This window comes from Segetibacter koreensis DSM 18137 (assembly GCF_000374045.1).
Lineage (GTDB): Bacteria > Bacteroidota > Bacteroidia > Chitinophagales > Chitinophagaceae > Segetibacter > Segetibacter koreensis.
The window spans coordinates 1-25585 of record NZ_KB893329.1; the positions used below are offsets into that span (position 1 = coordinate 1).

Consider the following 25585-nt stretch of genomic DNA (forward strand, 5'->3'; position numbering starts at 1 on the left):
TTCTTCTTCCAATTGCTTTAATCTGCGAAGTTCGCTAATGCCTAAGCCACCATATTTTTTCTTCCAGTTGTAGAAAGTAGCTTGCGTAATACCCATCTTTCTGCATACTTCTTCCACACTAACTCCAGTCTCTGATTGCTTAATGGCAAAAACAATTTGAGCTTCGGTAAACTTTGATTTTTTCATGGTAATTAATCTGCTCTTAAATCTATCAGTAATTACCCGATTTTTCTAATTTAGATTGGTCCAGTTGTATGGGAGGAGGTCAATAGTTCATTCTTTATTTGATAAACTGTTTAGCTCTGCCGCCATCAAGATCCCGATTATAGCTGTCATTACTTTCATTACAACTTACATTATAATGAGGCTACTCTCTTATTTGCCTAAAAGTAAGTACCTGATAGGATAGACATTTTGCCAATAAAGTGAACAGGAAAAGGAATATCTCGCTTGCAATTGCCAGAACTTCTGCGCAACCAGCCGCAGTTTGAGACGAAACTTGGTTCAGCTCATCCGTCCAAATTCTCTGCAATTAAACGCGAGGTAATCTTTGCTTTTCTTGATTTTTCTTTGGTTACTTTCTTTTCATTCAAGTTAAGGAAAGCAAACAAAGATGAATGTTAACTGAACTAAAAGATAAATGGCTTGCTGACTTAGATAATCTTCCTGATGCAATAGCTTCCTTTTACACCTTTACCGTAAAACTATTGCTGAGGTCAGTATCGGGTGGAATGTGACCTAACATGCGACACATATTTACTATTTGGCCCTTGTGATGAAACTCGTGGGTAATAACGTGAGTCAGGATTTGTAAAGGAGTTGGATGCTCTTGGGGGTTACCGGAGAATGTTCCGTCTATTTCTACTTCCCATTTATTTTCAAAGTTATGCAGGAAGAAAGCTACCAGGTGGTCGACATGAGTAAAGTGCTGACGGAGGAGCGCTATTGTTTTAGGCTGCTGGTTTTCTAAGGGATCAAAAGGCTGTTGTAGTGTGTAGTGACCGAGCCAGTAAAAATAGCAGTAGGCAGTGTGCTTAAGTAAATAACTAATGGTTTTATTATCTAAAGCGGGAACAGGTATGTTAACGTCTTCTTTAACCTCGTTTTCTAAAAAATCCAGCAACAGTTGCCTTGTATCCCTGACCAGCCCATATTGTTTTTGTAATAAATTTTCCATCGAAAAAAAGATTGAAAGTATATGAAGAACTGCTGCACTTTAGACAATATCACAAGGTGGAAAAGCGAATTCACATTCTGCTGATTAACGAAGTTCGACGCAAGGATGATCAATCTGAGTTGCTGTCACCGGTACAAAAATACTGTCTGAATTAGGATTAAACAGATTAAGGGATGATAGGATTTTTATAGGAAGGTACAAAATCCTGCATGATTAAATTCTATAAATCCTAATTCAGACATTAAGAATGACACGAAGCCATAGTTTCGGAAGTCAAAGGCCTTAGCTCTGTTCTCGGATGACCGGGCATACTCTACAGTCTTTTTTAACCCTCATCAGGTCGGGGTTAATTACGGCGCCTGGTATCCTGGTATCATCAGCCCATCATAGCCTTCTTCCTTTGCGTCCTTCACGTTAATATCCGTATCCAGCTCGACCGTCCATTCTTTATGCTCTTTGAAACCACGGACTTTTTTCTCGGGCGATACAATATGAACAATGGCTCCTGCCTGTTCCAATGCCTTCTTCGGCTCAGTAAGTTCTACCTCTTCAAAACCTGTTTCGGTGAGGATAACTATTCTATAGTCAAGGTTACTCAGAGAACGGTGAAATGAACGAGCCTTTCCTCCTTTCTTGAATTTTCTTTGGTTACTATCTTAGTTTCAGCGCAAAGGAAGTGACAGAAGCTGCACTTAACATAAAGCAAACCGCAACTTCTCACAATTATTTGGCAGTAACCGTAAGCGTAGACATTGGTAGCCCCTTTTTGCCAAAGCCCCCACTGTTTCTTTCTATAAACATTTTATTATTTCCAAATAAGGTGCTCATCGCTGTGGTTTCGGTGGTACATGACTGCACCTTATTGACAAGGGCAGTGTAGAGCTCATCTATTTTATCGGAGAGAGTAACGATTTTAAAAGAACTGATGGTATAAACGGTGGTCATAGCGCCACTAACCAGCGTCTTTTTGGGCTTTAGCCATATTTTGATCTGCGTCAACTCATTGTTGTCTCTCATTTCCTGGATATTGTTAGCTTCGGCAGGCAAGAGTTTAGTTTGTATCTCAAGGTGTTTTTCAACTAACTGTTTAATGTTGCTGGTTGATTCAGATACTTCCCCCAGCCATAGGTTGCATGTTTTATCCTGGGCAATGGCTACACTACTAACAATCAGGAAACAAGCGAAGAAAATGCTTTTCATAAATTAGATCTTTTATTTAATGATGGAACGCTAAAATAGCTGAAGATGGTGTGGTGAAAATCATAAATTTTCCATTTTTCTGGTTACGTATGCATAGTCCAGTCCTGCCCCGGTTTCTTTTTGCTCGCGGCATTGCTTATAAAGGGTATTGTCAGCTTTAATAGTAGCGGTAGGCAGAAAGGCACATCGACATTCCATCAGAGTTGCTTAAGCTTGTACCCTAAAAGATTTTGCGAGGTTGTTTTCAGGCAGCACGGGTTGTAAGCTGTCATATGATTCGACTGCGTTTCGGAAAGAAAGCAAAGCCGGAGGGCTCCCACGGAACAAAATGCTACCTAAAAACGATCGGAACCGTCAGCAACGGTTATAAATCCGCAACATGTTGGTTACCTTCATAAATATTTCTAATTCCCTACTTTTATAAATGGATAGAAAAAGGTTTATTCAACTTACTGGTCTTGGAATAAGTTCTGTTGCTTATACTTCTGTATTTGGCAGTTCATTAAGCGCTACTTCAAAGCAATTAAAGATAAGCGGGGACCATGAGCTATCTGCTGATCTGGTAATAGCAGGAGGAGGTTTAGGTGGTTGCGCTGCAGCATTGGCTGCCTTACGAAACAATATAAGCGTAATATTAACTGAGGAAACGGATTGGATTGGTGGCCAGTTGACACAGCAAGGCGTGCCACCGGATGAACATCAGTGGATAGAGACCCGTGGGTGTACCAAGCTGTATAGAAATGTAAGAAATGAGATAAGGCAGTTTTATATCAGAAATTATCCATTGACAATGAATGTCCGTTTACGGGCAAATCTAAATCCTGGTGATGGGGCAGTTTCAAAATTATGTCATGAGCCACGGGTGGCTTTAGCTGTGTTGGAAGCAATGCTGCTACCTTACATTAGCTCAGGACAATTAACTCTATTAACCCAGTATAAAATTGTAGCAGCAGATGTTACGCGAGACAAGGTAAATTCATTAAAAGCAGTTAATACTCTAACGGGCGCCACAATAATATTGTCGGCCAGGTATTTTGCAGATGCAACCGAATTAGGAGATGTATTGCCACTGACAGGAACGGAATTCGTTACAGGAACAGAATCTGTAAAAGATACAGGTGAACTTCATGCACCGCAAAAAGCTGATCCCGATAACCACCAAGCTTTCACAGTTTGTTTTGCAATGGATTATCTAAAGGGTGAAAATCATACAATTGACAAGCCAAAAGACTATCATTTCTGGCAAAACTTTGTGCCGAAACTAATGCCACCATGGCCGGGAAAGCTGCTTAGCCTTGCCTATTCGCAGCCATCTACACTTAGGCCCAAGCAACTTGGGTTTCACCCGGAAGGGATCAGTACGGGGGAGGCTCTTAACTTATGGAACTACCGGCGCATTATCAATAGAAACAATTTTACTGAAGGAAAGTATAGAAGCGACATCACCTGTGTTAATTGGCCGCAGAATGACTATTTGTTGGGAAACCTGATTGGTGTAAGCAATGAAGAGTTTAAGCGGCAAGTGGACAATGCAAAGCAATTGAGCTTGTCTTTACTGTATTGGTTACAGACCGAGGCCCCACATCCTGATGGTGGACAGGGATGGCCGGGTTTGCGTTTGCGCAAAGACGTCATAGGAACAGAAGATGGCCTGGCAAAATATCCATACGTTCGCGAAGGCCGACGCATTAAAGCAGTCTTCACGGTAAAAGAAGAACATGTAGGCGTGGAGAACCGTATTTTGGTAGCCGGAAAAGCATCGGCTGCAAAGGCAGCAGTATTTAAAGACAGTGTTGGGGTAGGAAGTTACCATATTGACCTGCATCCAACAACTCGTGGTCAGAATTATATTGATTTTGATTCCTTGCCATTTCAAATTCCGCTCGGCGCATTGATACCTCAACGAATGGAGAACTTTCTTCCTGCCAATAAAAACATTGGTACGACCCATATTACTAACGGGTGCTACCGGCTGCATCCTGTAGAGTGGAACATAGGTGAGACAGTAGGATCATTAGCAGCGTTTGCAATTAGTAAAAAAATTACCCCGCGGGAAGTGCTTGAGAAACCCGTAAGATTGCAGGATTTCCAAAGTCTGATAATATCACAAGGCATTGAAATAGAATGGACCGGATGACGAAAGCTGAATGGGATGTCACTTTCAAAAGGGATATAGGCCTAATTGCATTTACCGATATGGGTTGTTTACTCTTAGTAATCGTCCTTACTTGCTGATAGCCGTACATCCTCTTTTAAAATTTCAAGTAAGCATGAGCAATAGCTTTAAAAAATACTTAGTTTAAATTACCCGGTTCAATTTGTATTTAAAAAAAACTTTTATTTTGAATTAAATGTCGTTTTCTTAAATAATATAGAGATTAAATCAATTTTCTAAATCGATTGCTTTTTGCTTTAGTGTTTACTACTTTCCATTTTGTGGCTCTTGCTGCACCTGCTATTCATGTATGGGAGACACAGCAGCTTACTTTTAAGGCTGCAAATTCTTATAAGAATCCTTTTACGGATGTTACCGTCTGTGTAGATCTGTCGGGTCCGGGATATGATGATGATAATGAAAGACCTATCGGCCCAACCGCCAGATTCAAAGATTATGTACGCTACCGTAACGGACAAGGTTATAACTGGGTAAATGTTATTGCTGCATTTCCAATTGGAAGACCGATGATAGTTCGTCCATATGGTGTTGCATGATTCGGCTAAAACAACTTTGCGCTCTGCATGGCTGGAATTTGGTACAGGCAGTGCAAAGAACATGGATAATGAAGGTGGCAGGCCTTTTTTCTTTCCCGGCAAAGTGCCTGGTTATGAAAATTATTTTCTTGACATGGATAAGATCAACCCCGAGTATTTCAAATACCTCGACAGGAAGATCGCCCACCTGAATACTAATGTGTTTGTACCTTTTATAGAAGTTTCAAGACGAGATGCCGGTTTGCTGTGGTATAAGTATTATGGATGGCCGGAATCTTATTCGCGCTTCATTCAATACATCTTTCCACGCTAACAGGATTTAAAAAAAGCTTTAAAATGGCTAAATAGGAGAAGTGTTAATTGCAGGCATAAAAAGTAAATGTCGAGGTGAAAATGGGACTCAGTACCGTATTATAAGCCTGGTAGTCGCGATAAAAAATTTCTGTCTCATCTCTTTTTGATGCCAATCTTCCTTTTTATTTCCCTTGCTTCATTTTCCATTTGTACTGCTTGTTGCATCATTTCAAAATCTTTTTGGCGTTGGTCCTCTTCTGCGATTACAGAGTCTCTCATTTGTGGATACACTAAATGTAAGCTGTCTGTTATTCTTAAAAGTTTCACCAAACTCTTATCTTTTTGTAACTTAAGGTAACGGTATTTTGTATCGTTGGCTTTGTATAAATCCAGGTTACTAGCTGTAATGTACCAACCACTCGTCATAAAGCAAGCCAATAAAAACAAAGCGACGGTCATCCAAATAAGTTTGGAGGCGTGGTGGTGATGAATAATTTCTTGCTTGACCGGTTGTTTAAACACTGCAGCGCTTGTTACCATGTTTAGTGATAGTTCGCGCATTTCCTTTTCAGGAAAAGTAATCTTTGGAAAATCGTGTCTAAGGTTTTCTACACTTGTTTGTATCTCAACAAATGCTTGTCCATAGTCGGGCAAATTCCTAAACATTTCAATTAGCTGATCTATTTTCTTTTCAACCGCATCCATTTTATCTATCATTGAATGCATTAATAGTTCATTCATAACTTTTTGTTTTAACCCTTAACGATGTAGCCCTCTTTTTTTAGATTTTTTCTTTTTGCGTTGATGTTCTTTTAATAATTCTTGTGGAGTTAGCGTCTTGTTTTCTTCGGGTTTCAGCAGTATTTCTGCAATCGTTTCTGTACGTGAACTTATTTTACTTTTGAGGATATTTTGCAATTGCTGGCCAGCAGAAGCTGAAGAATAGTGGCGGGTACCGTTTATTGCCGGGGCATTAAGATGTAATAATTGTTGATTTAATGCGATTGTTTTTTCAAGGTTACCTAAAGAAAATTGTCTGTCTACCTTGCTGCCTTTAAAAATATCGTCTTGTATTTTAAAACTTATTCCCTGCTTTTCTTGTGTTTGTCCCTTGTACTTATATTGCACTTCTATGCCGCGTTGTTGTAACTTTTTTTCCAGGTCCTGCAGCGTATTGCAATAGGGTAATGCCTCCATGATTTCGTTATAAACCTTGTATTTATTTGCCTCAGATTTTCGTAACGCCGGGAAATTAGTCAGGTCAAGATTTTTACTTATTGCCGGAACAAGATCGTATTGTTGCGTTAGCTGCTGGGCTATTTTTTTCCCCCGTAAACCTAAATAACTATCTGAAATTGACTTGCCATTATCATTAACCATGTTGGCAACAATATGCAAATGAAGATGTCTGCGGTCTGTATGTTTTGTAATGGCATACTGTGTGTCAACGACGCCAAACTTTTTAAGATATTCTTTTGCAATCTTCGCCATGTGTTCGTCGCTTAATTTTTCCCCGGGATAAAAACTTAAACAGCAGTGAAAACAGGCTTTTTGTTTTCCTGGTCTCCTTTGCTGCTGCACCAGGAAATCCTCCGCCATTACCCTAAAATCGTGAACTCGTATTCCTTCACATTCCAAAACTTCAGCCCCAGGTTTGTTTACTATATAGCGGCAGGCATGGTAAAAAGAATGACCGGAAAAGACTTTGCTAACCATGATTTAGTTTTTGTAGCAGGACATCCAATTGGCTTCTGTAATTTTCAAAGTAGACCATTGTCTTAAGCATCCCTTCCTTATGGCTGTTTTTTGCCAGTTGATTCAGGTTGTTTGACATTCCTACAAGTTGCCTGACAAATTGCCTTTCCTCTTCACTTAGCCTGGTCATTACCACTTCATTTATCGCGATTTGACGTATATATGCAGAGGGTTTTATTCCGGCTTTTGAAGCTTTTTGCCGGATGATAAAGTATTCGGTTTTGGTAAATCTTACGCATGCCCGTATTTCTCTTTTGATCATTTTGGCTGGTCTGCCAGCTTTCTTTTTAGGCGATCTCACTTTTTCCATCTTACTTCATTTTCTGGTTTTTGAAACTGTTTCCTTTAGCGACCAACGGGAGTAAAAGGCGAGCGTGATGGTCGAACCGGTTTTTTGTTCGACAACAACACCGCTCGCCTTAATTTTATACCATCTTTAGGGCGGGCAGTTGCTTTTTGTTTGTGTGGTCTTTCAAAGTTTATTTTTATAGCTTACTACATTAGATCCTCTTGCCATTTTACCTCCATAGAGGTTTTAACCCCCTTCTGGTGGTCCATGTCTTTTGCCTGGACCCAAATGCATCTAACGCCTTTTTATAGCGCCAATGCCTCCTAAAACGCAATCTGGCTTCAATTGGCCAATGTCATCCTACAACACTGTTATTTTTAAAAAAATAAAACTTGTTGGTTCCGGCCAATGTGACATTCATAGTATTAGTTTTCGGGATAAAAGTTCTTTTAACGGACTGCATCCTCGTTAAAAATCTTAGAACTATTCACTCCATGTTTACGAAGATTTGCTTTAAGATCCATCCATAACTGGATATTATAATCTGCAACCTCCACGATTTCTTCCGCGGTTAGTTGATAAGGGTTAGCAACACCCGTAGCTGGTTTTGGAGTTGATTGTTCATTAGCGCAGGAAAATATATTGGGAGCATATCCTTCCCCTATCTCTAATGATTTTCCAATGGCTATACTAGTGCCAAATAATTTTATTTGCTTGCCTGTGCTTAATAGCAATGTCCTTCTTTTAAAGTCTGCCATAGTGAGTAGTTTAATGAGTTGATTAAAGTGCGGGTGAAAGGAAAAAAAACCTTTTATCGTCCCTCTTTTTCTGGCGATAACAACTGCTGAATATCCTGTCAAAAGAAATAAACCCTGGACCGGATTTTATAAGGCTTCAACTTCCCATGTTTGATCCACTTATAAATAGTAGGTTTTGAAACATGAAATAGGGAACAGACTTCAGCAATTTTATAAAGAGGTTTGTAAGTCATTCCTGCAGTTTCAAAGGCAGAATTATCTGGCTTTTGTTTCTCAATATGGCTTACTTCTTCTCTTATTAATTGCCGCATCAATTCCCAGAACTGATCTGGTTCGAAAGGGAATAACATCGGTGTTACAACCTTTTCAGCACTCCCATTTTCCTTCATCACGTATCTTAATTTAATAAGATAAAACTACATAGCTGCTTTGAAATTATCCTGTTCAAAATTTAGTCAGGTCATTGTTTTGAAGGAACTTAAATCCTGTAGGTAATCCAAACTAGCCGATGTTAATTTTAATAACTGCTCAGAAAATATAGGGTGATAATCTTTCATAATTGTTCGTCCTTAAGCTATTTTCGGAGGTCTTCTACTGACGGTGTTTTCCTTTTCGATCATCGAATAAAAGTTATTTGACTTGATTGTTTGATCCGCAGTCAGCATCTTCAACTGCCTTTTGTAATGCGACATTCGGCATTATTTTTCCGACAGTTTTCATTATCTTTAAATTGAAATTGCTATTATGTGTGAAGTGGTAAAGACAAGAGCACAAATGAGAGTTAGCGTGAAAGGAGCTAGCAAAAGAGCTGGTGTAAAAAAGCCTACTACTACAGTCAAATCTAAAAAACCTGTTGACGGTGAGAATATTGGTGACAACAGACCCACCCACATTTTCATATCCTACAATTCGGATGATGACAAAATATACTTGCTATTATAGAATTGGTAAGAAGAGGGATTTCTATGAAGCAGTTTAAGAGGATTTTTGCTGTCGGCTTTTTTCTAAATGTTTGAGATGACTACTCTCGAACATTTCCTTTGCAGTTTCCGGGTAAGGAAGAAAATTATTGTGGAAAACGGGGAAATAGTTGTGCTGTGTGGATTGCGGCGAAAGTGAGCATAACGAAAAACGTCACAACCCCTCCAACAAAAACAACGGGTAAAAATAACATATTGAAATAAGTAGGCGTTAAAAACAGGATGAGAGAAGCCAGAGCAAAAAGGAGAGCAAAGTGTAGTAATACCTCCTTCATCCAATAGGCCGCGATTACTTTCTGTTTCGTCGCATTCGTACTCCATCCGGAAAGCTCTTGCTCATAATATTGGTGGGTACTTGAAAATTGTACATCAATATAATTAGCCTTAATGGCATATCAAATGTCATAAAAGAGACTATTCGGCTCACTAAATCTTTCATCACTTATCCTTTATCGAAAGTTGTAAATTTTCCATACAAAACGAGGCAAGCGAGAAATTAAGCGGCTCTTTTTTTGAGCACTTGACTTATTCAGTCATTTTCGAGCTTTCTTTCCAGATATTCTATTGATGGCAAGTCCCCTTTTAGGTTATTAGCTATAGCTCTTGACGAATTGCTTTTGATTGGCAAATAATCTTGCTTACTCAACCCATGTAAATTAATAATCCCCTATTGGTTTTCGATTATAATATAAATCAATTTCCTTTTTCTCGGGTGGAACAACTGGTCTAACGATCCGCACACCAATAAAGGGAGCATCGGGAAACCACCAGTTGCTTTTAGGAATTTGAGGATCCATCACTTTCCAGGCGGGGTCAGACCCACTCCTAGTACCCGATGTCAGCTCTGTTGCAGGATCTTTAAATGAACCGCCGCGAACAGAAATAGGATATAACTTTTCAGGCAGGGCAACAGGGTTGTCAGCTATTTTACCTTTAAACCGAGCATAAAAGTCAGGAATGTATTGATCGTAAGTCCATTCAGCAGCATTTCCGTACATATCGTAAATCCCCCAGCCATTTGCCTCTTTAGTTCCAATTGGATGAGTTTTGCCGTCGCTATTTTTGCTATACCAAGCATATTTTTCTAAATCTGGGGCAGCATCACCGAAGAAGTAAGAGCTTTTTGTTCCTGCCCTGCAAGCGTATTCCCATTCAGCTTCTGTCGGTAATCTATAAAAAACCCCTGTTCTCAGGTATAACCATTTACAAAATTGAATAGCATTATACTGTGTCATTCCAACTGCCGGAAAACCGGTTTTCCCCATTCCAAATGTCATATCAAGATAGGGAGGAGAAGGCCGCGTGACTGCATCTGCTTTCCCGTCGCTTTTGCCTTGTTTAGTTACGTCTCCCGACTCATAAACAAAAAGTTCATATACGTCCCACGGTATTTCATATTTCCCAATCCAGAATGCATCTACTTTAACTTGTATAGGCGGCCCATTTTTAACATCGCCCATTTTAAATATCCCTCCCTGCAGAGCAATCATGTCTATTCCTTTGCTGACATTACGCAGCTCCTGAGTATAAGACTTTACATTAGCTTGTTGGGAATAAATAAAGAAAGGTGCTATTATTAATACAACGAAGACGCTTACTATTTTCATTTTCATCATTACAATTCTTTAATTCGTATTTTTTTCCATCGTACTTTAATACCTCCCCCACTATGAATTTGGAGCGCTATAAATCCGTTGCGTGATCCTATCTTTTCATCCTTAAGCTCAACCATTTGCTTTCCGTTAAGCCAGCTGGTCACTTTGTTACCAATACATTTAATCTTCAGATGATTCCACTTTCCGGGTTTAAGCATCGCCTCATCTTCTGGTTTAGGCTGTATAAGCCATTGTCTTCCACCTGGCATCGATTCATAAATCCCTCCGGTATGCAGATTTAGTGGAGCCACTTCAACCTGCCAACCATTTATATTTACTCCCTCGATACTCGAATGAATAAATACACCACTGTTGCCATTAGCCTCCTGCTTAAAATCAAGATCTAACACAAAGTCTTTATATGAATCGTTTGTGCTTAAATATCCGTATTTCTTATCGGGTCCGCTTTCGCACACTAATTCTCCTTTATCAACATACCATTTTTCGGTACCATGAATTGTCCAGCCTGACAGGTCTTTTTTATTAAAAAGGCTTTTTGATTTTTGTGAAGATCCTGCAGCAGACAACAGAACAAATGCCGCTATAACTAATATAATTCTCATGGAAGTTCTGTGATTTTAAGATTACGAAAATGAATTTCTGCACCCTCTGACTCCAGGCACAGATACCCTTTTTTTGCCGTTGACTTGCTTAGGCCATTCACAAATTTGCCGTTCACCGAAAGTTTGATTACGCCATCCACACACACCACTGTATATTTATTCCACTCACCTTTTCCTTTGCAAAGATTCTCAATAGACTTACTTCTTGTTCCCCTGGGGTTATCGGGGACTGTTTCTACGCCTCCTACACCAAAAAGTTCACCGTGGACATATGCTATTGGCGGTTTTACTCCATCCCGAATGTTTTGATTAACCCAGTCCAGTTCAAGCATTTGTACTTCTACTCCTCCTGGTAAACGTGACTTCTCATTTGGGTTTGCGTCGCTCCATACAAAAACTCCAGAATTCCCGCCGGCTTCCATGTGCATCCATTCGATCTCCAGGATAAAATTCTCATATTGCTTTTCAGATCGCATCACACCAATAGGATGCCCGGCGCAGATGAGGAGATCCTTAACCTTTTTCCATGTATCAGGATCGGTATTCACATTTATCCAATTAACTCCGTTTCGTTTGTTTTTTGTTCCAGGTTTCATTTCGTTCAGCTGTAGTTCAGTACCAAAAACAATTGGAGATGACTGCGCGTACAGCAATGAATTAATGGACAAAAGAAGAAATAGGAAAATAACTGTTTTTCTAATTGATAGCATTGTAATTATTTAGACATTGTGTTAACTCATTTTTGTGATGCCGGGCTTAGCAACCGGAGGAACCTTCCACTTCAAATCCCATGTATAATCCTCGGTTTTCGGACCTAAAGTTTCATTGGAATTCATAGCCTGATCCCAACTGATGGTTTGTCCGGTATAACCAGCCATTCGGGCCCAAATCGCCAACATAGTACTTTTTGCCATCCATTCCCCATCGTTCATCGGCTTTCCATTACGTATAGAGGCAAAAAGTTCATCGTGCTCCGTTTGGTACATATTATTTTTAGGGCCCGAATATTTCCAGGCATTTTTACCCGTTATCTCATAATTTCGGCCAATGTTTATCAAAGCATTTCCGTCTGTACCCATTACTTCAACGGTATTACGGTTTGAAGTACCTGCCTGTTGGCGGGTAGAATGGAATCCTTTAGCACCATTTGCATACTCAAATTCTATTGCAAAATGATCATAAATATTACCGAAAATATCATCTACCCGTACCTGCCGCCCGCCGGTTCCGGTTGCTTTAACGGGCATCTGATCACCCATAGCCCAGGACATCATATCTAAACTATGCACTGCCTGTTCAACAATAAAATCTCCGGACAGCCAGTTGTAATAGTACCAGTTGCGCATCTGATATGTCATTTCAGTCCAATCCGGCTGGCGTGGTTTAGTCCACAACTCACCTCCATACCGGAACGTGGATACCGCTCTAATATCTCCAACATCTCCTTTCAATATTTTGCCAAAAATTGCTCTGTTTGATGAATCATACCTAAAGCAAAAACCAGAAACAAGGGATAAGTTCTTCTCTTTGGCTTTTTTTGCTGCCATTAAAACTTTGCGTACTCCTGGCGCATCGACAGCAACCGGTTTTTCGCAAAAAACATGTTTGCCTGCATTAATAGCTGCTGTTAGATGATCGGGTCTGAAGGCCGGTGGAGTAGCTAATAACACAACATCAACCCCAGATGCTATAACTTTCAAATACGCGTCAAAGCCAATAAACTTATTTTCCTTATTTACTTTAACCTTATCACCGGCAACCTTAATAATATCCTGATAAGCCTCATTTAACCGGTCTTCAAAAACGTCACCCATAGCCGTTAATACTACGTCCGGGTCAGCTTGTAAAGCTTGGGCAGCCGCACCCGTTCCTCTTCCGCCGCAACCAATTAAACCTACTTTAAGCACATTTCTTCTTGTACCACCAGATGGTGCTGCAATACCTGTATTGTAAGTAAGGGTGCTCCCGATTAAAGCAAGACTTGAATTCCTTATAAATGAACGGCGGTTTGGCGCGAAAATGTTTTTGTTTTTATTCATAATGTTATGTTTTAGTGTCTTATCTACCAACCTGTGTTTTGGGTCATTTTCTTGTTTAAATCTATTTCTCTCTGTGGAATTGGCCATAAATAATCTCTTTCCTGAAAACGCCGGTTTATACCAATACTCCATATCTTATTTGCGCCACTTGCTTCGTCCCTGTATTCAAAACCTTGCACCAGGCCTGCTTTTTTCTCTCCGGTTTTCCACCTATATAGATCATATAAGCGCAGACCTTCAAATGCTAACTCTACAGCCCGTTCGTTTCTAACCAGTTCTCTCAATTCAGCCTGCGACTTTCCGCTGGTTATTGGTGGCATACTTACACTTGGCCTTCCACGAACTGCGTTTATCGCATTATAAACAGATTGATCTATCTCATTTTGTTCAATTTTTGCTTCTGCATACATCAAAAGCACATCTGCATACCGTATCAGGATTAAATCTATTGCCCCCTCATCAGGATTGTTTTTATCATTGTCATAGTCAATATACTTTCGCAAATTCCAACCATGTGATGAAGTATTATCCTGTGTGTTCACTTTATCAATCGACGTATTGCTGCCAGAGGGATAAGAGTTATACATCACCGGGGCTCCATTCTCTGTTCGTATAATCGAACCGGGATAGTAACAGGTAAAACCCCAACGGGGATCCAGATTTTTGTATGGGTCTTGTGCGTCTTTGAAGCCCTTATATTCATACTTCTCAAAAAGATTGCGTATAGGTTCTACAACAGAAGACCCGCCAATGGAATAAGGCCCCCAATCAAAAGCAGTATGTGTTAAACCGCCTTTGGCAAATTGCTTCGACATGATGATTTCGTTTGAATTTTCCCCGGCATACATAAACAATTCGCCGTAGTTGGGGTGAAGGGAATAAATACCTAAATCTATTACCGCTTTTGCCGCTGCTGAAGCTTGTGACCATAACCCGTTGCGCAGGCAAACGCGCGCTTTTAAAGCCAGTGCAGCACCTTTTGTTGCACGTCCTATATCTGTACTGCCATATGCTAATGGCAAAGCATCCGTGCTTATGATTTCATCCAACTCAGCATTGATAAAGTCAACTATAACTGATTTTTTTTCTTTTGCAACCTGCTCCGTAATTTCAAGTGGCTTAACCAATAATGGAACATCTCCCCATAAACTCGTTAAGTTGGTATAGAAATAGGCGCGAAGAAACCTTGCTTCGCCCTTCACTCTTTTTATTAATTCCGGATCTGCATCGGAAATTTTATCAACATTGTTAATAACGTCATTTGCCTTACGTATGCCCCGAAAATATCCTGACCAGGTATCGCTTATTTCGGCATTGAGAGGATCGTGAATACCCATCCCTAATTTGTACAAATCTGTCCAACTATGTCTGACATATCCTAAATCTGAGACACCATCAAGATTTATGACCATATTGACATCATCCAATTCGTTGTAAATCGCATTCACCCCTAGAATAGCGTCTTTTTCCTGCTTCCAAAATATTTTTTCAGATATCGCTCCGGGCGGAAGAAGATCGAGAGATTTTTCACATCCGCCTAAAAAAGCAGTGCAAAACATAAAAAATATATAAACAATTTTGCTCTTCATTTTATTATTTTTAATACTTTAAAAATTAAGACTTAGGCCCGCGGTCATTACCTTACTCTGTGGATAATATTGAAGTCTTCCGGCTGGAATTTCGGGGTCAACCCATTTAGTTGGAGTGAAGGTTAATAGATTTTCCCCCGATATATAAATCCTTAGTCGATTTATCCTCAGCTTACCAGAGACAGTTTTAGAAAACGTATACCCTAATTGAAAGTTTTTTAGCCTGACATATTTTGTATCCTGCAGCCAGAAGTCTGATACTACACCGTTCCAGGCGTTACCATAGGAGACTCTTGGCATCGTTCCGTTAGGATTTCTGGTTTCATGGTACCTGTTCTTGGCCATATCTTCAGTAGTAAAGTTTTCCCAGTCCGGCCCTTCTATAATTGCACCGTCCAAATTAGTTTGTGCCTTCAGCACCCCCTGCCAGAACATGGTAAAATCGAAATTTTTGTAGGTAGCTCCAAAATTGAAACCTATCGGAAATCTTGGATCCATGTTTCCGATGATTACGCGGTCAGCAGAATTGATCTGGCCATCTTTATTTACATCTTCATATATAATATCCCCAAGGGTAGCTTGTTGATCCAGCTTAGGATATTTATCTAAGTCTGCCTTTGTACGATAAAGGCCGAGTGACCTGTAACCGTATAAAGTGTTGATAGAATACCCTTCCTGCCAAATATTAAATTTATCCCGATAGTAAGGGCCTGTTCCTTTTAAGTCAGTTATCTTATTAATTACATCAGAAATATTAAACCCTATAGTGTATTTAAAATCCTTATTTCTTCTGTTTCCATTATAATTTATGGATAGCTCCCAGCCTTTATTACTAACAGAGGCAGCGTTTTGTGTTGGGGCTGCAATGCCGATGCTGGGGGCAATAGGCAACGCAAATAGAATGTTATTTGTTACCCTCCAATAATAATCTCCTACTATAGAAATTTTTCCTTTTAGCAAGTCCAAATCCAGCCCCAAATCTGTCATTGTTGTAGCCTCCCATGTAATGTTTGGATTGGCCGCAATTGTTTGAGCAGCTCCCACAACAATGTTGTTATTAAAATTATAGCCCTGGATCAAGTTGTAAACGGCTACGTTTCTATAGAGAGGTATTTCCTGGTTACCCAATTTTCCCCATGATCCTCTTAATTTAAGGTTGCTTATTACACGATTATGTTTAAGAAATTCCTCCTGATCTACACGCCAGCCAGCGGAGAATGAAGGGAACGCGCCATATTTTTTACCCATCGAAAAACGTGAAGAACCATCGTAACGTAAATTGGCCTCAAGTAAATACTTGCCCTCGTAGGAATAATTCAACCTGCCAAAAAACGAGCGCAGCCTCCATTCAGATGAGTTGCCCCAGTTAGTCCAGTTTTTTGAATCACCGGCATCCATCTCCCTGATTTCATTGCTGTAAAAGTTATCGCGGCTAGCACCTAAACTGCGGTAACTATTATGAATCTCATCATATCCAAGCAGCACTTTGATGTTGTGGCTGTTAAAGGTTTTATTATAATCGGCATAAACTTTATAATTCGGTTGGAATGTTCGATCTCTGGAATCCTGTAAATAATTTTGAGCCCATAACGCCCCTACAGGAACAGGCTGGCCCGTATAATAATCTTTCATCTCCAACTTGTTGCGAAACAGCCTGCTTTCTGTTGCTGTATTATTAACAGACAAGTATCCTTTTAATGACAGACCGTTTACCACATCGTATTTCAGTCCAAGGGTACCTACTAAATCATCACTGTTCCTATTATCCGATCCCGATTTATTAATAATGGCCCTGGCATTGCGCAGGCCTCCAACAAGATCATATGATCCATTGGGGTATTCGCCAACGACCGACTGCTTTGAGTTGAGGATGCTTTGCAATATTTGTTGTGGTGTTCTTCCAACTCCTTTGTAATTACGTCTCCTATACATCAGGTCTGAACTTAGGCTGAGTTTTTTCGTGATATATAGATCGGAGTTGATGCGTATATTATAACGCTCGTAATTATGATTCCTCACAATACCGTCCTGGTTGAGGTAATTCATGGCTACCATAATTTTACCACTTTTTCCGCCGCTGGATACACTTAAAGAGTGGCTCTGCTGAAAAGCATGGTCGTTGAAGACCTCAGGAATAAAGTTGAAAAATGGATATTTTAAAGGTTCGGTGCCAGCCTCAGCATTCCTGATCCACTCATCACTATAGGGAATTGGAAGGCCGGCGTTTTCGTAGGCTTCATTAGCTAATCTGAGATAATCGCCAGCAGAAGCAGATTTGGGCCAAAAGGTTTTTGATTGTAATCCGAAAGAATTGTCATAAGATACCGATACACCTTCTTTTACCCCTCTTTTAGTGGTAACCAAAACAACCCCATTTCCTGCCCTAGATCCGTAAATTGATGCGGATGCCGCGTCTTTCAACACCGAAATAGATTCTATTTCACTTGGCGCAACGCTTGACAGTGACCCCGGAACTCCATCTATTAATACTAATGGATCAGAAGTATTGAGTGTACCAGTACCCCGAATTCTTATTGTTACATCATCTGCTCCCGCAGCACCACCACGGTTTACGACGCTCAGCCCCGGTGCCATTCCCTGCAGCGCCAAAGCTGTATTGGAGACAGGGTGGTCTGTTAAAGCTTTTCCGGAAATAGAAGAAACTGAACCCGTTAAATTCACTTTCTTCTGGGTGCCGTAACCGACAACTACTACCTGGTCCAGTGAGGCAGCAGTTGAAGTCATTTTAATAGCTAAAGAAAGTGTTGCTGAATTTTTTATATTATAGCCGGCTAAAGTTTGCGGCTCATAGCCGACGGCAGAAAAAGTGAAACTATATGGTCCACCTGAAGAGATCCGGGGAAAAGTAAAAACACCGGAACTATCTGTACTTGTTCCGGAAGTGAAATTTGTATTTGTGTTTTTGATGACGACTGAAACACCGGGGATCGGCTCATTACTATTATTTTGAACAACTCCTTTTACTAAACTTGTACTTCGCTGTGCTTTTAAATGAAATGAAAGCAGAATAAAAGCCAGGAACATTAGGGCAATAGAGTCACCCCTGAATCTTAGTAGATTAAATTTCATGAAAGAATTTTTTTATGTAAAAATTATATTAGCTATCAGATAAAAGCTAGTGCGCTTTTAAATGGGAGAATCAAGAAAACCGGAACAAGAAGACAAAAAAGATAAGTGGTAGAGTAGGAACTTTACATATAATTTGTTTGGTTTAGGGGTACGAACAATATTTTAAAAATTTTTAAATAAAATGAACTGAAACAATTATTTGCTTTTTAAAACTATTTGGTGATAATAAATTTGTTATCCTTTTTAATAACTTTCAAATTGTTTAAAGCTGCTATCTGCCTTATAATATTCTCTACAGGATCTCTTCTATCAAACTTGCCTATAAAATACCTATTGTAAACATCTCTCTTATTATACTTAATGTCTACTTCATAAATATTTCCTAACTCGTCAAATACCCTTTCCAAAGATTGGTTATTAAACATAAACCATGACCCCTTATCATGGTTAGGAATGGTGAGGATATCAGCAGAAGAATTGTCCTTCTTACTATTAACAGTTCTTGTATTTCCCCGGAAACTTCTGACTTTTACCGTACTTGCCCTGTTGTTATATATCAACTCTTGCCCTGGCAATAAATAGTATTCATCCTTCAGCTTTGTTTTCGCAGTATCAACTGATCCTACCGCCACTTTACCCTCGTATAACCGCACCGTAATACTTTTATCCTTCTTAAAAGCTGTAACCGTAAACCGGGTACCTAAAGCTGTTGTTGAAATATCCCCGCTAAATACTGTAAATGGTTTTGTTTTATCTTTTGCCACTTTAAAATCTGCCTTACCTGTCAAAGTAATGTTCCGCTTATTGTCAATAAAGGGCTCATGATAACTTATCATGCTATTACTGTATAATTTCACTTCAGATCCATCTTGTAAAACCAATTGTTGAGGCCTATCAGTTGTGTTAATCCGATCTCGAATATAAGGAGCCTCAGAATCCATTTTTCCGTTAACTTCTGTGACCGGTTTCTCTAAAGTCGCATTATTATTAATCAATCTCCACCCTAAAGCAATTAGTACAAGCACTGAAGCGGCAACACTAGTTGAAATAAAAAAATTATAACTTTTTGATCTTCTATAAACTTTTTCTTCTTCTTCTACGGCTTCGTTACCCACGGCCCCGTTCTCGACAATGGCTATATCTTGGTGTTTTGAATCTATTGCCTGCTTAAAGTGATCCCACTCTTGGTCAATATTTATTTCTTTTACTGTTTGGTTTGCAGCAAGTAACTCCCAGAAAGTCCTTAGTTCTTTAAAATATTGCTTGTTTTCCTGACTTGAATTTATCCATTCCAGAACGAAGGCCTCTTCTTCAGTATTCAACTCTTTCGATAGATAAGAAACTATTAATTCATCTAGATAATTATTACTGCCCATCTGTTATAATGTATACGATTAGAGAAAGCTTTACCCCTACAACAAAACAAAAAATATTTGCGCTAAAAAAACACAACTGTGACAAGAAGATAGAGCGGGAGGTAATGGCTTAATTTACACCTTAACTTAGCTAAAGCACGACTCATTTGTGTTTCCACAGTTTTTACTGAAATAGATAATCTAGAAGATATTTCAGAATATTTCAAACCTTCGTACCGGCTCAACTCAAACACTTGTCTCATTTGAAATGGCAATTCTGAAACAGCCCTATCAATATTGTTTGTCAACTCCTTAAATTCGATCTTATTATATTCATTCTTATTATAACCGAGGGGTAAGTTTTGAAATACATGGTTTTCATGTTTTTGTTTCACCTTATCGTGGCGAAACAAATCGTAGCTAACATTGGTTATTATTTTATATAGATAAGACTTTATGGATAAATCGTGTGAAATTGTCTCCCGGTTTTCCCATAATTTAATAAATGCGATGTGAACTACTTCTTTAGCCTGATCCAGATCAAAGCCAAACTTAAATTGACAGTATACACAAAGGCTGGAAAAACTTTCTTTAAAAATTACTTCAAATGTCGAATTGTCAAGGCTTGGGCTCCCTGAAGGTGTCACCTTTGTGTCATCAAACAATTTCTGCGGAAGCATGGGTTCCAACATTAATAATTTTTTATTCGGAAATTCTTCTACAATTTATATAACTTCTGACAGTAATTTCAAAAAGTATTTTTTTTTAATAATAACCATCTTCTTTCCTAACGGAAATACTAATATATATATAATAATAGTGGAGATAGAGTAGACCGTCCCTGCCCTTCATCTGCTTCTTTATTCTTTAAACGTCACTTGCTAGCAGATGCTACTTTTGTCGATTTGTCTGTAGGTTAATCTTGTCAGTGAAAAGGGATAATAAAGGACCTAATATTTTTTCCCTTTCACCGACTGTCAAACACATAAAAAGAATGCCCTAAAACGTGGATTGGATCAAGGAGTAATCTTCTTTTTGATCATTGAACGCTTTCGTTCCACCTCTGCTTTTCCATAAGTCTTTGATTTTTTGTCCGGCTTCCTCCGAAGTAATCCTTATATATTTATAGAAGTCTTTTACACTTTTATGTCCACTGATTTTCATTATTAATTCCACTGGGGTTCCTGCTAAAAATTCATTTGTGCAAAAAGACCGGCGACAGGTATGAGAAGTAATCCATTCGTGCTTTGGTTTTGTTTCAATAGCGTCTTTACCGTGCTTTTTGTGGGAAAATTTAATTGGACCTGTAATACCTGCCATTTTTGCAATTGTCTTGATATGTTTGTTGAAGTCTCCATTGGTTAGCACGTTAACATTGCTATCAAACCTGGTATTTAAGATTTTTAAAGCTTCATCCCTCAGTGGAATTACTACCCAATGTTCTGATTTATTTTGCTTTTTATAAAGCATGTCCTTTCTCACATCGTCTTTCATTAGCTCGGAAAAATCAGAGAACCGAAGGCCAGTTAGGCATCCTAAAACAAAGTCATTGCGATAGTTGACAAGATGAGGATAGGTAGACAGGTCAAGATTATAAATCGAATTAATCTCATTCATACTTAGGTATACTGCATCAACTTCCTCCTCTAAAATCGTCCACCCATCCATATCTATCGGTGCTATAATTCTTTTTCGCATCCGATTTCGTAAGAAGGTGCGAAACTGCTTTATCGTCTTACCAATAGTGTTTACTTTTAATCCTACAACCGTATCGTTTCTTCGCCGTTGCACATACTCAAACATCAGGAAGTCAACGAACTCTTCATAAAAATTAAGATCAAGCGAATCGAAGGTTATTGGTTTTTTTCGGAATTCCTCAAAAGCTCTAAGATGATCTTTCATGTTTCGATAGATGCGCGGCATGTCTTTGCAGACTTTCTTTTCTTTAGACTTGATATATTCATCGATCTGATCGAATATGTTGATGTCCACCGCTCCCTGCTTATTTAGGTCGACTTTCTCTGCAACTGAAATCTTGAACTGAGGTGTGAACGTTTTCTTGATAAATTTTCCAATATGAGGAACGTCCTTTTTAGTTCCATACACGATCAGATCTTCAACAGTTCGCATCATTTGCTTCAATTCAAAGTTTATCTCGTCTGCTTGCCCGAATTTCTCCGGCAACTTTTCTGAAACACATTCTTTCTTCTGATTCCAATAAATAGGAGGGATGAGGATTTTTGTATTCAATAAAGTGCGGCTATGAGCACTATAGCAGTATTGAATATAAATAAAACTGGTTCCATCTTTACGAATAAAGCGCTCATCGCAGATGGGTTTAATAGGAAACTTCATAGAGGCTAAATTTTTACTCGATTAATTACTCGATTAACTATATGTTTTTAGTGAAATAAGCCCTTATAAAGTTAGTAACCCGAAAGTGACCGAAAGTGTTATAACATTTTGAAAATCAAGGAGTAAAAGTAAAGATGAGTAAAAATAAGTAAGGATCACATTTCTGTAATCCTTACTTCAGAGGTCCCGAGCGGATTCGAACCGCTGTGGAAGCTTTTGCAGAGCTCTGCCTAGCCACTCGGCCACAGGACCTTTTTACTGCGGACGCGAAAATAGGGCAAATCGTTTAAAATGAAAATTGAAAGTTTTTATTTTAAATGATTTATTGCTTTCTTTTTCTCATAAAAATCTTTCTGAGGGGCAGCGGCTAAATTCAAAATTGAAAATCTTAATAATATTTATCTGCCTATTTTTGCTTAAAACATTTGTTTTTGATTAAAATCTTATAACAATTTGCTATAAGAGATGCAGTTGAACGGAGCGTCGCAACAATGATGCGGAGTGATTCAATGATGGTTTAATAATTATAAAACAATGGGAAGTAAACGGGCTTAACATATAAAGGAAAAAATGGGAAAAATTGCCGAAAGTGAATTGATTATTAACAGCAGGGGGGCTATCTATCATTTGAATGTAAGACCTGAGGAGATCGCCCACACTGTAATTACCGTTGGTGACCCCGCGCGTGTTGTGGAAGTAAGCAAATACTTTGATTCCATTGAATGTAAATGTCAGCATCGTGAATTTATTACGCATACAGGAAACATTGGAAATAAAAGAATATCTGTTGTGTCAACGGGAATAGGGCCAGATAATATTGATATTGTTTTAAATGAACTCGATGCACTGGTAAATATCGATTTTGATACAAGAATAATTAAGCAAAACCTTACGCATCTTACCATCATCCGGCTGGGTACTGCCGGCTCTTTGCAGGCCGATATCCCTGTTGATAGTGTTGTGGCTTCTACCCATGGCTTAGGAATTGATAATTTGCTGAACTACTACCGACACGATAATAATGATGAAGAAATGCAGATCATTCAGCAATTTGTAGCGCATACACAGATCAGCAGCAACTTTTCTCATCCGTATATTAGTACAGCCGCTGGTGGAATTTTAAAGCATTTTGTGAATGGCTTTTATCATGGAATAACCATAACCTGTCCCGGTTTTTACGGCCCCCAGGGACGGGTTTTGCGCCTCGGCCTTACCAATCCTGATTTGATTGACAGACTATCGGGATTTACGTTTGGCCAACATAGAATTACTAATTTTGAAATGGAGACAAGCGCTATCTACGGATTGGGCAAACTGCTTGGCCACCAGTGTTTAAGTTTAAGTGCTATTGTTGCCAACAGAATCAATAAAGAGTTTAGTAAAGACGGAAATGCTGCGGTTGAAAATATGATTAAAAAAGCTTTAAATATTATTTCAAGTATTTAATAAAGATGAAAATACAGTTTTATAAATATGAAGGCACAGGTAATGATTTCGTCATTTTAGATAATCGTGCTAATGAGTATAATCATTTAACGAAAGCGCAAGTGAAATTTATGTGTGACCGCCATTTTGGTATCGGTGCAGACGGCCTGATGATGCTTAACGTTACTCCTGGTTATGATTTTGGAATGACGTACTATAACGCTGATGGTGGTGAAAGCAGCATGTGCGGCAACGGAGGCCGGTGCCTGGTAAAATTTGCTTACGATAGGGGTATACATTTAATGAACTATCGTTTTTTTGCTGTTGACGGACCACATGAAGCGTTTTTTGGTGAGCACGGTTGGGTGCAATTAAAGATGACGGATGTAGGTAAAATTGAGCCTTATAAGGGTGATTCTATCTTAGACACCGGCTCTCCGCATTATGTAAAAATAGTAAGCGATGTTCGACATTTTAATGTATTTGAAGAAGGGAAAGATATCAGGTACAGCAAAGACTTTAGAGCGAAAGGTATCAATGTGAATTTTGCACAATCTGAAGATGAAGGTATTATTGTACGTACTTACGAAAGAGGCGTGGAAAATGAAACATTAAGTTGTGGCACAGGCGTAACCGCAGCGGCGTTGGTTTTGGCTCATAATGAACAGGGATTTAATAGGGTAGAGGTGCAAACTCGCGGAGGTCGTCTTGCAGTTGAGTTTGAAAAGGAAGATAATAAGTACAACAATATATGGCTTTGCGGGCCTGCCACTTATGTTTTTAAAGGGGAGATAGAACTAAAATAAATTTTTGTAAATCTGAATATTTACTATTAAAAAATCAATAAGTATTTATTTGTATAATACTGTGTTTAACATTTCTACATGATACACTATTTTAAAAATATCAATAACCAGACTGTAGAAATAGATAAACCCGAAAGTGATGTATGGGTAAATCTTGTACCTCCTTTTAAGGAAGAAGAATTTTTTGAACTTGGTGAAGAACTAGATATTCCGATAGAGTTTTTAAGAGATTCTCTTGATATTGATGAAAGACCACGTTTTGAACTGGAAGACAATGTAAAGTTTATTGTAATAAAGACACCTGCGGAAAACAATTCGTTTAACGATAGCGATGCATTTTACATAACCATTCCTATTTGTATTATATTAACGCACAATCACATTGTAACTGTCAATTCTTTTGACAATGGAGCTATCAAAAAATTTCTAAATACTTTCCAAAAGCGCCAGCCCGATAAAAGGAACCTGATGGTGTTGAAGATATTTGAAAAGGTCGTCACCAACTTTATGGATTACCTGAAAGAAGTAAACCAGCGAAGAAACATTTTGGAGCAAAAACTGTATGATGCCAACAGGAATGAAGAATTGCTGGAATTGGTGCGCATACAAAAGAGCCTTGTATACTTTGTTACAGCTTTGCGAAGCAACGAACTGCTGATGATGAAATTGGAAAGAACCAATTTCTTAAGTTTAAATGAGGATGAACGGGAAATCTTAAACGATATGATCGTTGATAACTCGCAAGCTCTTGAGATGGCAAATATTTATACCGATATTCTAACTTCTACTTTAGATGCTTTTGCCAGCATTATTGCTAATAATCAAAATGAGGTGCTAAAGCGTCTGACCACGCTTACATTAATTTTAACTGTGCCTACTTTAATTGCAAGTATTTATGGCATGAATACACCTATTCCTTACAGAAATTCACCATATACTTTTTGGATTCCTGTAATCATATCTTTCATAATATTACTGGTAGCAAGCTGGAATTATTATAACCGAATACGCAAAACAAAAGCAAAATAAACAGGTATGATAACTATTCGTGTTTATGGCATTTTAAGAGATAGCAAAAACAGGGTTTTGGTCAGCGATGAGTTTATTCGTGGCAGCTATTATACAAAATTTCCCGGAGGCGGACTGGAGCTTGGTGAAGGAACACGCGATTGTCTTAAACGGGAATTTAAAGAAGAGACAAATCTTGATGTAAGTATTGGGGAGCATATTTATACAACCGATTTTCACCAGATTTCTGCTTTTAACAATGCACAGCAAATTTTAAGTATCTACTATTTTGTTCATGCTGCCGAACCAATAAATCTCGATACAAAAACTACTTTATTCGATTTTTCGCCTCAACAGGTTGCAGATCCACAGGGAACTGCGGAAGTATTCAGATGGGTAGAATGGAACGATCTGACTGAAGAAACCGTTTCCCTTCCTATTGATAAAATTACCGTTAAGCTTTTAAAGGAAAAAGAACGGTTTAAAATTTTCTGATTGTAAAAGAAGTTTAAAATATTTCCTGGTAATAGCATTC

At 38.8% G+C, this 25585-nt stretch carries 25 protein-coding genes and 1 tRNA gene; 7 read left to right on the forward strand and 19 right to left on the reverse strand.

From position 1 onward, the window contains the following. The 4 genes from B154_RS0114100 to B154_RS0114115 form a co-directional block, all read right to left on the reverse strand. The coding region (locus tag B154_RS0114100) for a transposase (RefSeq protein ID WP_018614902.1) at window positions 1-186 on the reverse strand (186 nt) is incomplete at its 3' end. A gap of 499 nt (window positions 187-685) precedes the next feature. Next, window positions 686-1177, reverse strand: coding sequence for a DinB family protein (locus B154_RS0114105; RefSeq protein WP_018614903.1), 492 nt, complete (start codon window positions 1175-1177; stop codon window positions 686-688). A gap of 350 nt (window positions 1178-1527) precedes the next feature. Continuing rightward, a complete protein-coding gene (locus B154_RS31440) occupies window positions 1528-1776 on the reverse strand; it encodes a DJ-1/PfpI family protein (protein ID WP_083934964.1) in 249 nt (82 codons plus the stop codon). Between the two features lie 124 nt (window positions 1777-1900). Beyond that, the gene (locus tag B154_RS0114115; protein WP_018614905.1) at window positions 1901-2377 is read right to left on the reverse strand and encodes a hypothetical protein; all 477 of its coding nucleotides are present in this window, start codon (window positions 2375-2377) and stop codon (window positions 1901-1903) included. Window positions 2378-2801: 424 nt separating this feature from the next. Between B154_RS0114115 and B154_RS0114125 the strand changes: the two genes are divergently transcribed. From B154_RS0114125 to B154_RS0114135, 3 genes are all read left to right on the forward strand, one after another. Further along, the gene (locus B154_RS0114125; RefSeq protein WP_018614907.1) at window positions 2802-4514 is read left to right on the forward strand and encodes an FAD-dependent oxidoreductase; all 1713 of its coding nucleotides are present in this window, start codon (window positions 2802-2804) and stop codon (window positions 4512-4514) included. A 263-nt stretch (window positions 4515-4777) separates the two neighbouring features. Continuing rightward, window positions 4778-5089, forward strand: coding sequence for a hypothetical protein (locus B154_RS0114130; RefSeq protein ID WP_018614908.1), 312 nt, complete (start codon window positions 4778-4780; stop codon window positions 5087-5089). Next, window positions 5076-5402 carry a hypothetical protein gene (locus B154_RS0114135; RefSeq protein WP_018614909.1) on the forward strand — a complete coding sequence of 109 codons (327 nt, stop codon included), beginning with the start codon at window positions 5076-5078 and terminating at the stop codon, window positions 5400-5402. Before B154_RS0114130 ends, B154_RS0114135 begins: the two co-directional genes overlap by 14 nt. Before the next feature lie 134 nt (window positions 5403-5536). On the opposite strand, the gene B154_RS0114140 is transcribed toward B154_RS0114135, so the two are convergent. The 15 genes from B154_RS0114140 to B154_RS0114220 form a co-directional block, all read right to left on the reverse strand. Next, window positions 5537-6124: a hypothetical protein gene (locus B154_RS0114140; protein ID WP_018614910.1), complete on the reverse strand. Its 588-nt coding sequence runs from the start codon at window positions 6122-6124 to the stop codon at window positions 5537-5539. 18 nt (window positions 6125-6142) lie between these two features. Beyond that, a complete protein-coding gene (locus B154_RS0114145) occupies window positions 6143-7099 on the reverse strand; it encodes a relaxase/mobilization nuclease domain-containing protein (protein ID WP_018614911.1) in 957 nt (318 codons plus the stop codon). Then, on the reverse strand, window positions 7092-7448 hold the full coding sequence (locus B154_RS28620; protein ID WP_018614912.1) for a plasmid mobilization protein: 357 nt from the start codon (window positions 7446-7448) through the stop codon (window positions 7092-7094). The genes B154_RS0114145 and B154_RS28620 overlap by 8 nt, the downstream gene beginning before the upstream one ends. Window positions 7449-7876: 428 nt before the next feature. Next, window positions 7877-8185, reverse strand: a complete 309-nt coding sequence (locus B154_RS0114155; RefSeq protein WP_157580763.1) for a hypothetical protein — start codon at window positions 8183-8185, stop codon at window positions 7877-7879. 98 nt (window positions 8186-8283) lie between these two features. Next, on the reverse strand, window positions 8284-8574 hold the full coding sequence (locus tag B154_RS0114160; RefSeq protein ID WP_018614914.1) for a helix-turn-helix domain-containing protein: 291 nt from the start codon (window positions 8572-8574) through the stop codon (window positions 8284-8286). A gap of 1247 nt (window positions 8575-9821) precedes the next feature. Then, the gene (locus tag B154_RS0114175) at window positions 9822-10781 is read right to left on the reverse strand and encodes a formylglycine-generating enzyme family protein (protein WP_018614917.1); all 960 of its coding nucleotides are present in this window, start codon (window positions 10779-10781) and stop codon (window positions 9822-9824) included. Then, on the reverse strand, window positions 10781-11383 hold the full coding sequence (locus tag B154_RS0114180) for a 3-keto-disaccharide hydrolase (protein WP_018614918.1): 603 nt from the start codon (window positions 11381-11383) through the stop codon (window positions 10781-10783). The genes B154_RS0114175 and B154_RS0114180 overlap by 1 nt, the downstream gene beginning before the upstream one ends. Continuing rightward, window positions 11380-12093, reverse strand: coding sequence for a 3-keto-disaccharide hydrolase (locus tag B154_RS0114185; RefSeq protein WP_018614919.1), 714 nt, complete (start codon window positions 12091-12093; stop codon window positions 11380-11382). The genes B154_RS0114180 and B154_RS0114185 overlap by 4 nt, the downstream gene beginning before the upstream one ends. A gap of 21 nt (window positions 12094-12114) precedes the next feature. Then, a complete protein-coding gene (locus B154_RS0114190) occupies window positions 12115-13422 on the reverse strand; it encodes a Gfo/Idh/MocA family protein (RefSeq protein ID WP_018614920.1) in 1308 nt (435 codons plus the stop codon). Between the two features lie 23 nt (window positions 13423-13445). Then, window positions 13446-15011 (reverse strand): RagB/SusD family nutrient uptake outer membrane protein, encoded by a 1566-nt coding sequence (locus B154_RS0114195; RefSeq protein ID WP_018614921.1) that lies wholly within the window; start codon window positions 15009-15011, stop codon window positions 13446-13448. An 18-nt stretch (window positions 15012-15029) separates the two neighbouring features. Continuing rightward, complete coding sequence (locus tag B154_RS0114200) at window positions 15030-18101, reverse strand: SusC/RagA family TonB-linked outer membrane protein (RefSeq protein ID WP_018614922.1); 3072 nt, start codon at window positions 18099-18101, stop codon at window positions 15030-15032. Window positions 18102-18313: 212 nt separating this feature from the next. Next, entirely contained in the window at window positions 18314-19477 is a 1164-nt protein-coding gene (locus B154_RS0114205; RefSeq protein ID WP_018614923.1) for a FecR family protein, read from the reverse strand. Window positions 19478-19539: 62 nt separating this feature from the next. Further along, window positions 19540-20148, reverse strand: coding sequence for an RNA polymerase sigma-70 factor (locus tag B154_RS28625; RefSeq protein WP_018614924.1), 609 nt, complete (start codon window positions 20146-20148; stop codon window positions 19540-19542). A 307-nt stretch (window positions 20149-20455) separates the two neighbouring features. Beyond that, on the reverse strand, window positions 20456-21811 hold the full coding sequence (locus B154_RS0114215) for a site-specific integrase (RefSeq protein WP_018614925.1): 1356 nt from the start codon (window positions 21809-21811) through the stop codon (window positions 20456-20458). A gap of 181 nt (window positions 21812-21992) precedes the next feature. Then, window positions 21993-22063, reverse strand: a tRNA-Cys gene (locus B154_RS0114220). 318 nt (window positions 22064-22381) lie between these two features. Between B154_RS0114220 and B154_RS0114225 the strand changes: the two genes are divergently transcribed. From B154_RS0114225 to B154_RS0114240, 4 genes are all read left to right on the forward strand, one after another. Beyond that, window positions 22382-23257 (forward strand): nucleoside phosphorylase, encoded by an 876-nt coding sequence (locus B154_RS0114225; RefSeq protein WP_018614926.1) that lies wholly within the window; start codon window positions 22382-22384, stop codon window positions 23255-23257. Between the two features lie 5 nt (window positions 23258-23262). Beyond that, the gene (dapF, locus tag B154_RS0114230) at window positions 23263-24042 is read left to right on the forward strand and encodes a diaminopimelate epimerase (RefSeq protein WP_018614927.1); all 780 of its coding nucleotides are present in this window, start codon (window positions 23263-23265) and stop codon (window positions 24040-24042) included. A gap of 78 nt (window positions 24043-24120) precedes the next feature. Beyond that, window positions 24121-25071: a magnesium transporter CorA family protein gene (locus B154_RS0114235; protein WP_018614928.1), complete on the forward strand. Its 951-nt coding sequence runs from the start codon at window positions 24121-24123 to the stop codon at window positions 25069-25071. 6 nt (window positions 25072-25077) lie between these two features. Further along, window positions 25078-25545 (forward strand): NUDIX hydrolase, encoded by a 468-nt coding sequence (locus B154_RS0114240; protein WP_018614929.1) that lies wholly within the window; start codon window positions 25078-25080, stop codon window positions 25543-25545. Window positions 25546-25585 lie beyond the last annotated feature (40 nt).

Bases quoted from the DNA above. Each gene is read 5' to 3' on its own strand.
- B154_RS0114105 (WP_018614903.1), bottom strand. From the start codon at position 1,177: ATGGAAAATTTATTACAAAAACAATATGGGCTGGTCAGGGATACAAGG.
- B154_RS0114115 (WP_018614905.1), bottom strand. From the start codon at position 2,377: ATGAAAAGCATTTTCTTCGCTTGTTTCCTGATTGTTAGTAGTGTAGCC.
- B154_RS0114125 (WP_018614907.1), top strand. From the start codon at position 2,802: ATGGATAGAAAAAGGTTTATTCAACTTACTGGTCTTGGAATAAGTTCT.
- B154_RS0114135 (WP_018614909.1), top strand. From the start codon at position 5,076: ATGGTGTTGCATGATTCGGCTAAAACAACTTTGCGCTCTGCATGGCTG.
- B154_RS0114140 (WP_018614910.1), bottom strand. From the start codon at position 6,124: ATGAATGAACTATTAATGCATTCAATGATAGATAAAATGGATGCGGTT.
- B154_RS0114145 (WP_018614911.1), bottom strand. From the start codon at position 7,099: ATGGTTAGCAAAGTCTTTTCCGGTCATTCTTTTTACCATGCCTGCCGC.
- B154_RS28620 (WP_018614912.1), bottom strand. From the start codon at position 7,448: ATGGAAAAAGTGAGATCGCCTAAAAAGAAAGCTGGCAGACCAGCCAAA.
- B154_RS0114155 (WP_157580763.1), bottom strand. From the start codon at position 8,185: ATGGCAGACTTTAAAAGAAGGACATTGCTATTAAGCACAGGCAAGCAA.
- B154_RS0114160 (WP_018614914.1), bottom strand. From the start codon at position 8,574: ATGAAGGAAAATGGGAGTGCTGAAAAGGTTGTAACACCGATGTTATTC.
- B154_RS0114175 (WP_018614917.1), bottom strand. From the start codon at position 10,781: ATGATGAAAATGAAAATAGTAAGCGTCTTCGTTGTATTAATAATAGCA.
- B154_RS0114180 (WP_018614918.1), bottom strand. From the start codon at position 11,383: ATGAGAATTATATTAGTTATAGCGGCATTTGTTCTGTTGTCTGCTGCA.
- B154_RS0114185 (WP_018614919.1), bottom strand. From the start codon at position 12,093: ATGCTATCAATTAGAAAAACAGTTATTTTCCTATTTCTTCTTTTGTCC.
- B154_RS0114190 (WP_018614920.1), bottom strand. From the start codon at position 13,422: ATGAATAAAAACAAAAACATTTTCGCGCCAAACCGCCGTTCATTTATA.
- B154_RS0114195 (WP_018614921.1), bottom strand. From the start codon at position 15,011: ATGAAGAGCAAAATTGTTTATATATTTTTTATGTTTTGCACTGCTTTT.
- B154_RS0114200 (WP_018614922.1), bottom strand. From the start codon at position 18,101: ATGAAATTTAATCTACTAAGATTCAGGGGTGACTCTATTGCCCTAATG.
- B154_RS0114205 (WP_018614923.1), bottom strand. From the start codon at position 19,477: ATGGGCAGTAATAATTATCTAGATGAATTAATAGTTTCTTATCTATCG.
- B154_RS28625 (WP_018614924.1), bottom strand. From the start codon at position 20,148: ATGTTGGAACCCATGCTTCCGCAGAAATTGTTTGATGACACAAAGGTG.
- B154_RS0114215 (WP_018614925.1), bottom strand. From the start codon at position 21,811: ATGAAGTTTCCTATTAAACCCATCTGCGATGAGCGCTTTATTCGTAAA.
- B154_RS0114225 (WP_018614926.1), top strand. From the start codon at position 22,382: ATGGGAAAAATTGCCGAAAGTGAATTGATTATTAACAGCAGGGGGGCT.
- dapF (WP_018614927.1), top strand. From the start codon at position 23,263: ATGAAAATACAGTTTTATAAATATGAAGGCACAGGTAATGATTTCGTC.
- B154_RS0114235 (WP_018614928.1), top strand. From the start codon at position 24,121: ATGATACACTATTTTAAAAATATCAATAACCAGACTGTAGAAATAGAT.
- B154_RS0114240 (WP_018614929.1), top strand. From the start codon at position 25,078: ATGATAACTATTCGTGTTTATGGCATTTTAAGAGATAGCAAAAACAGG.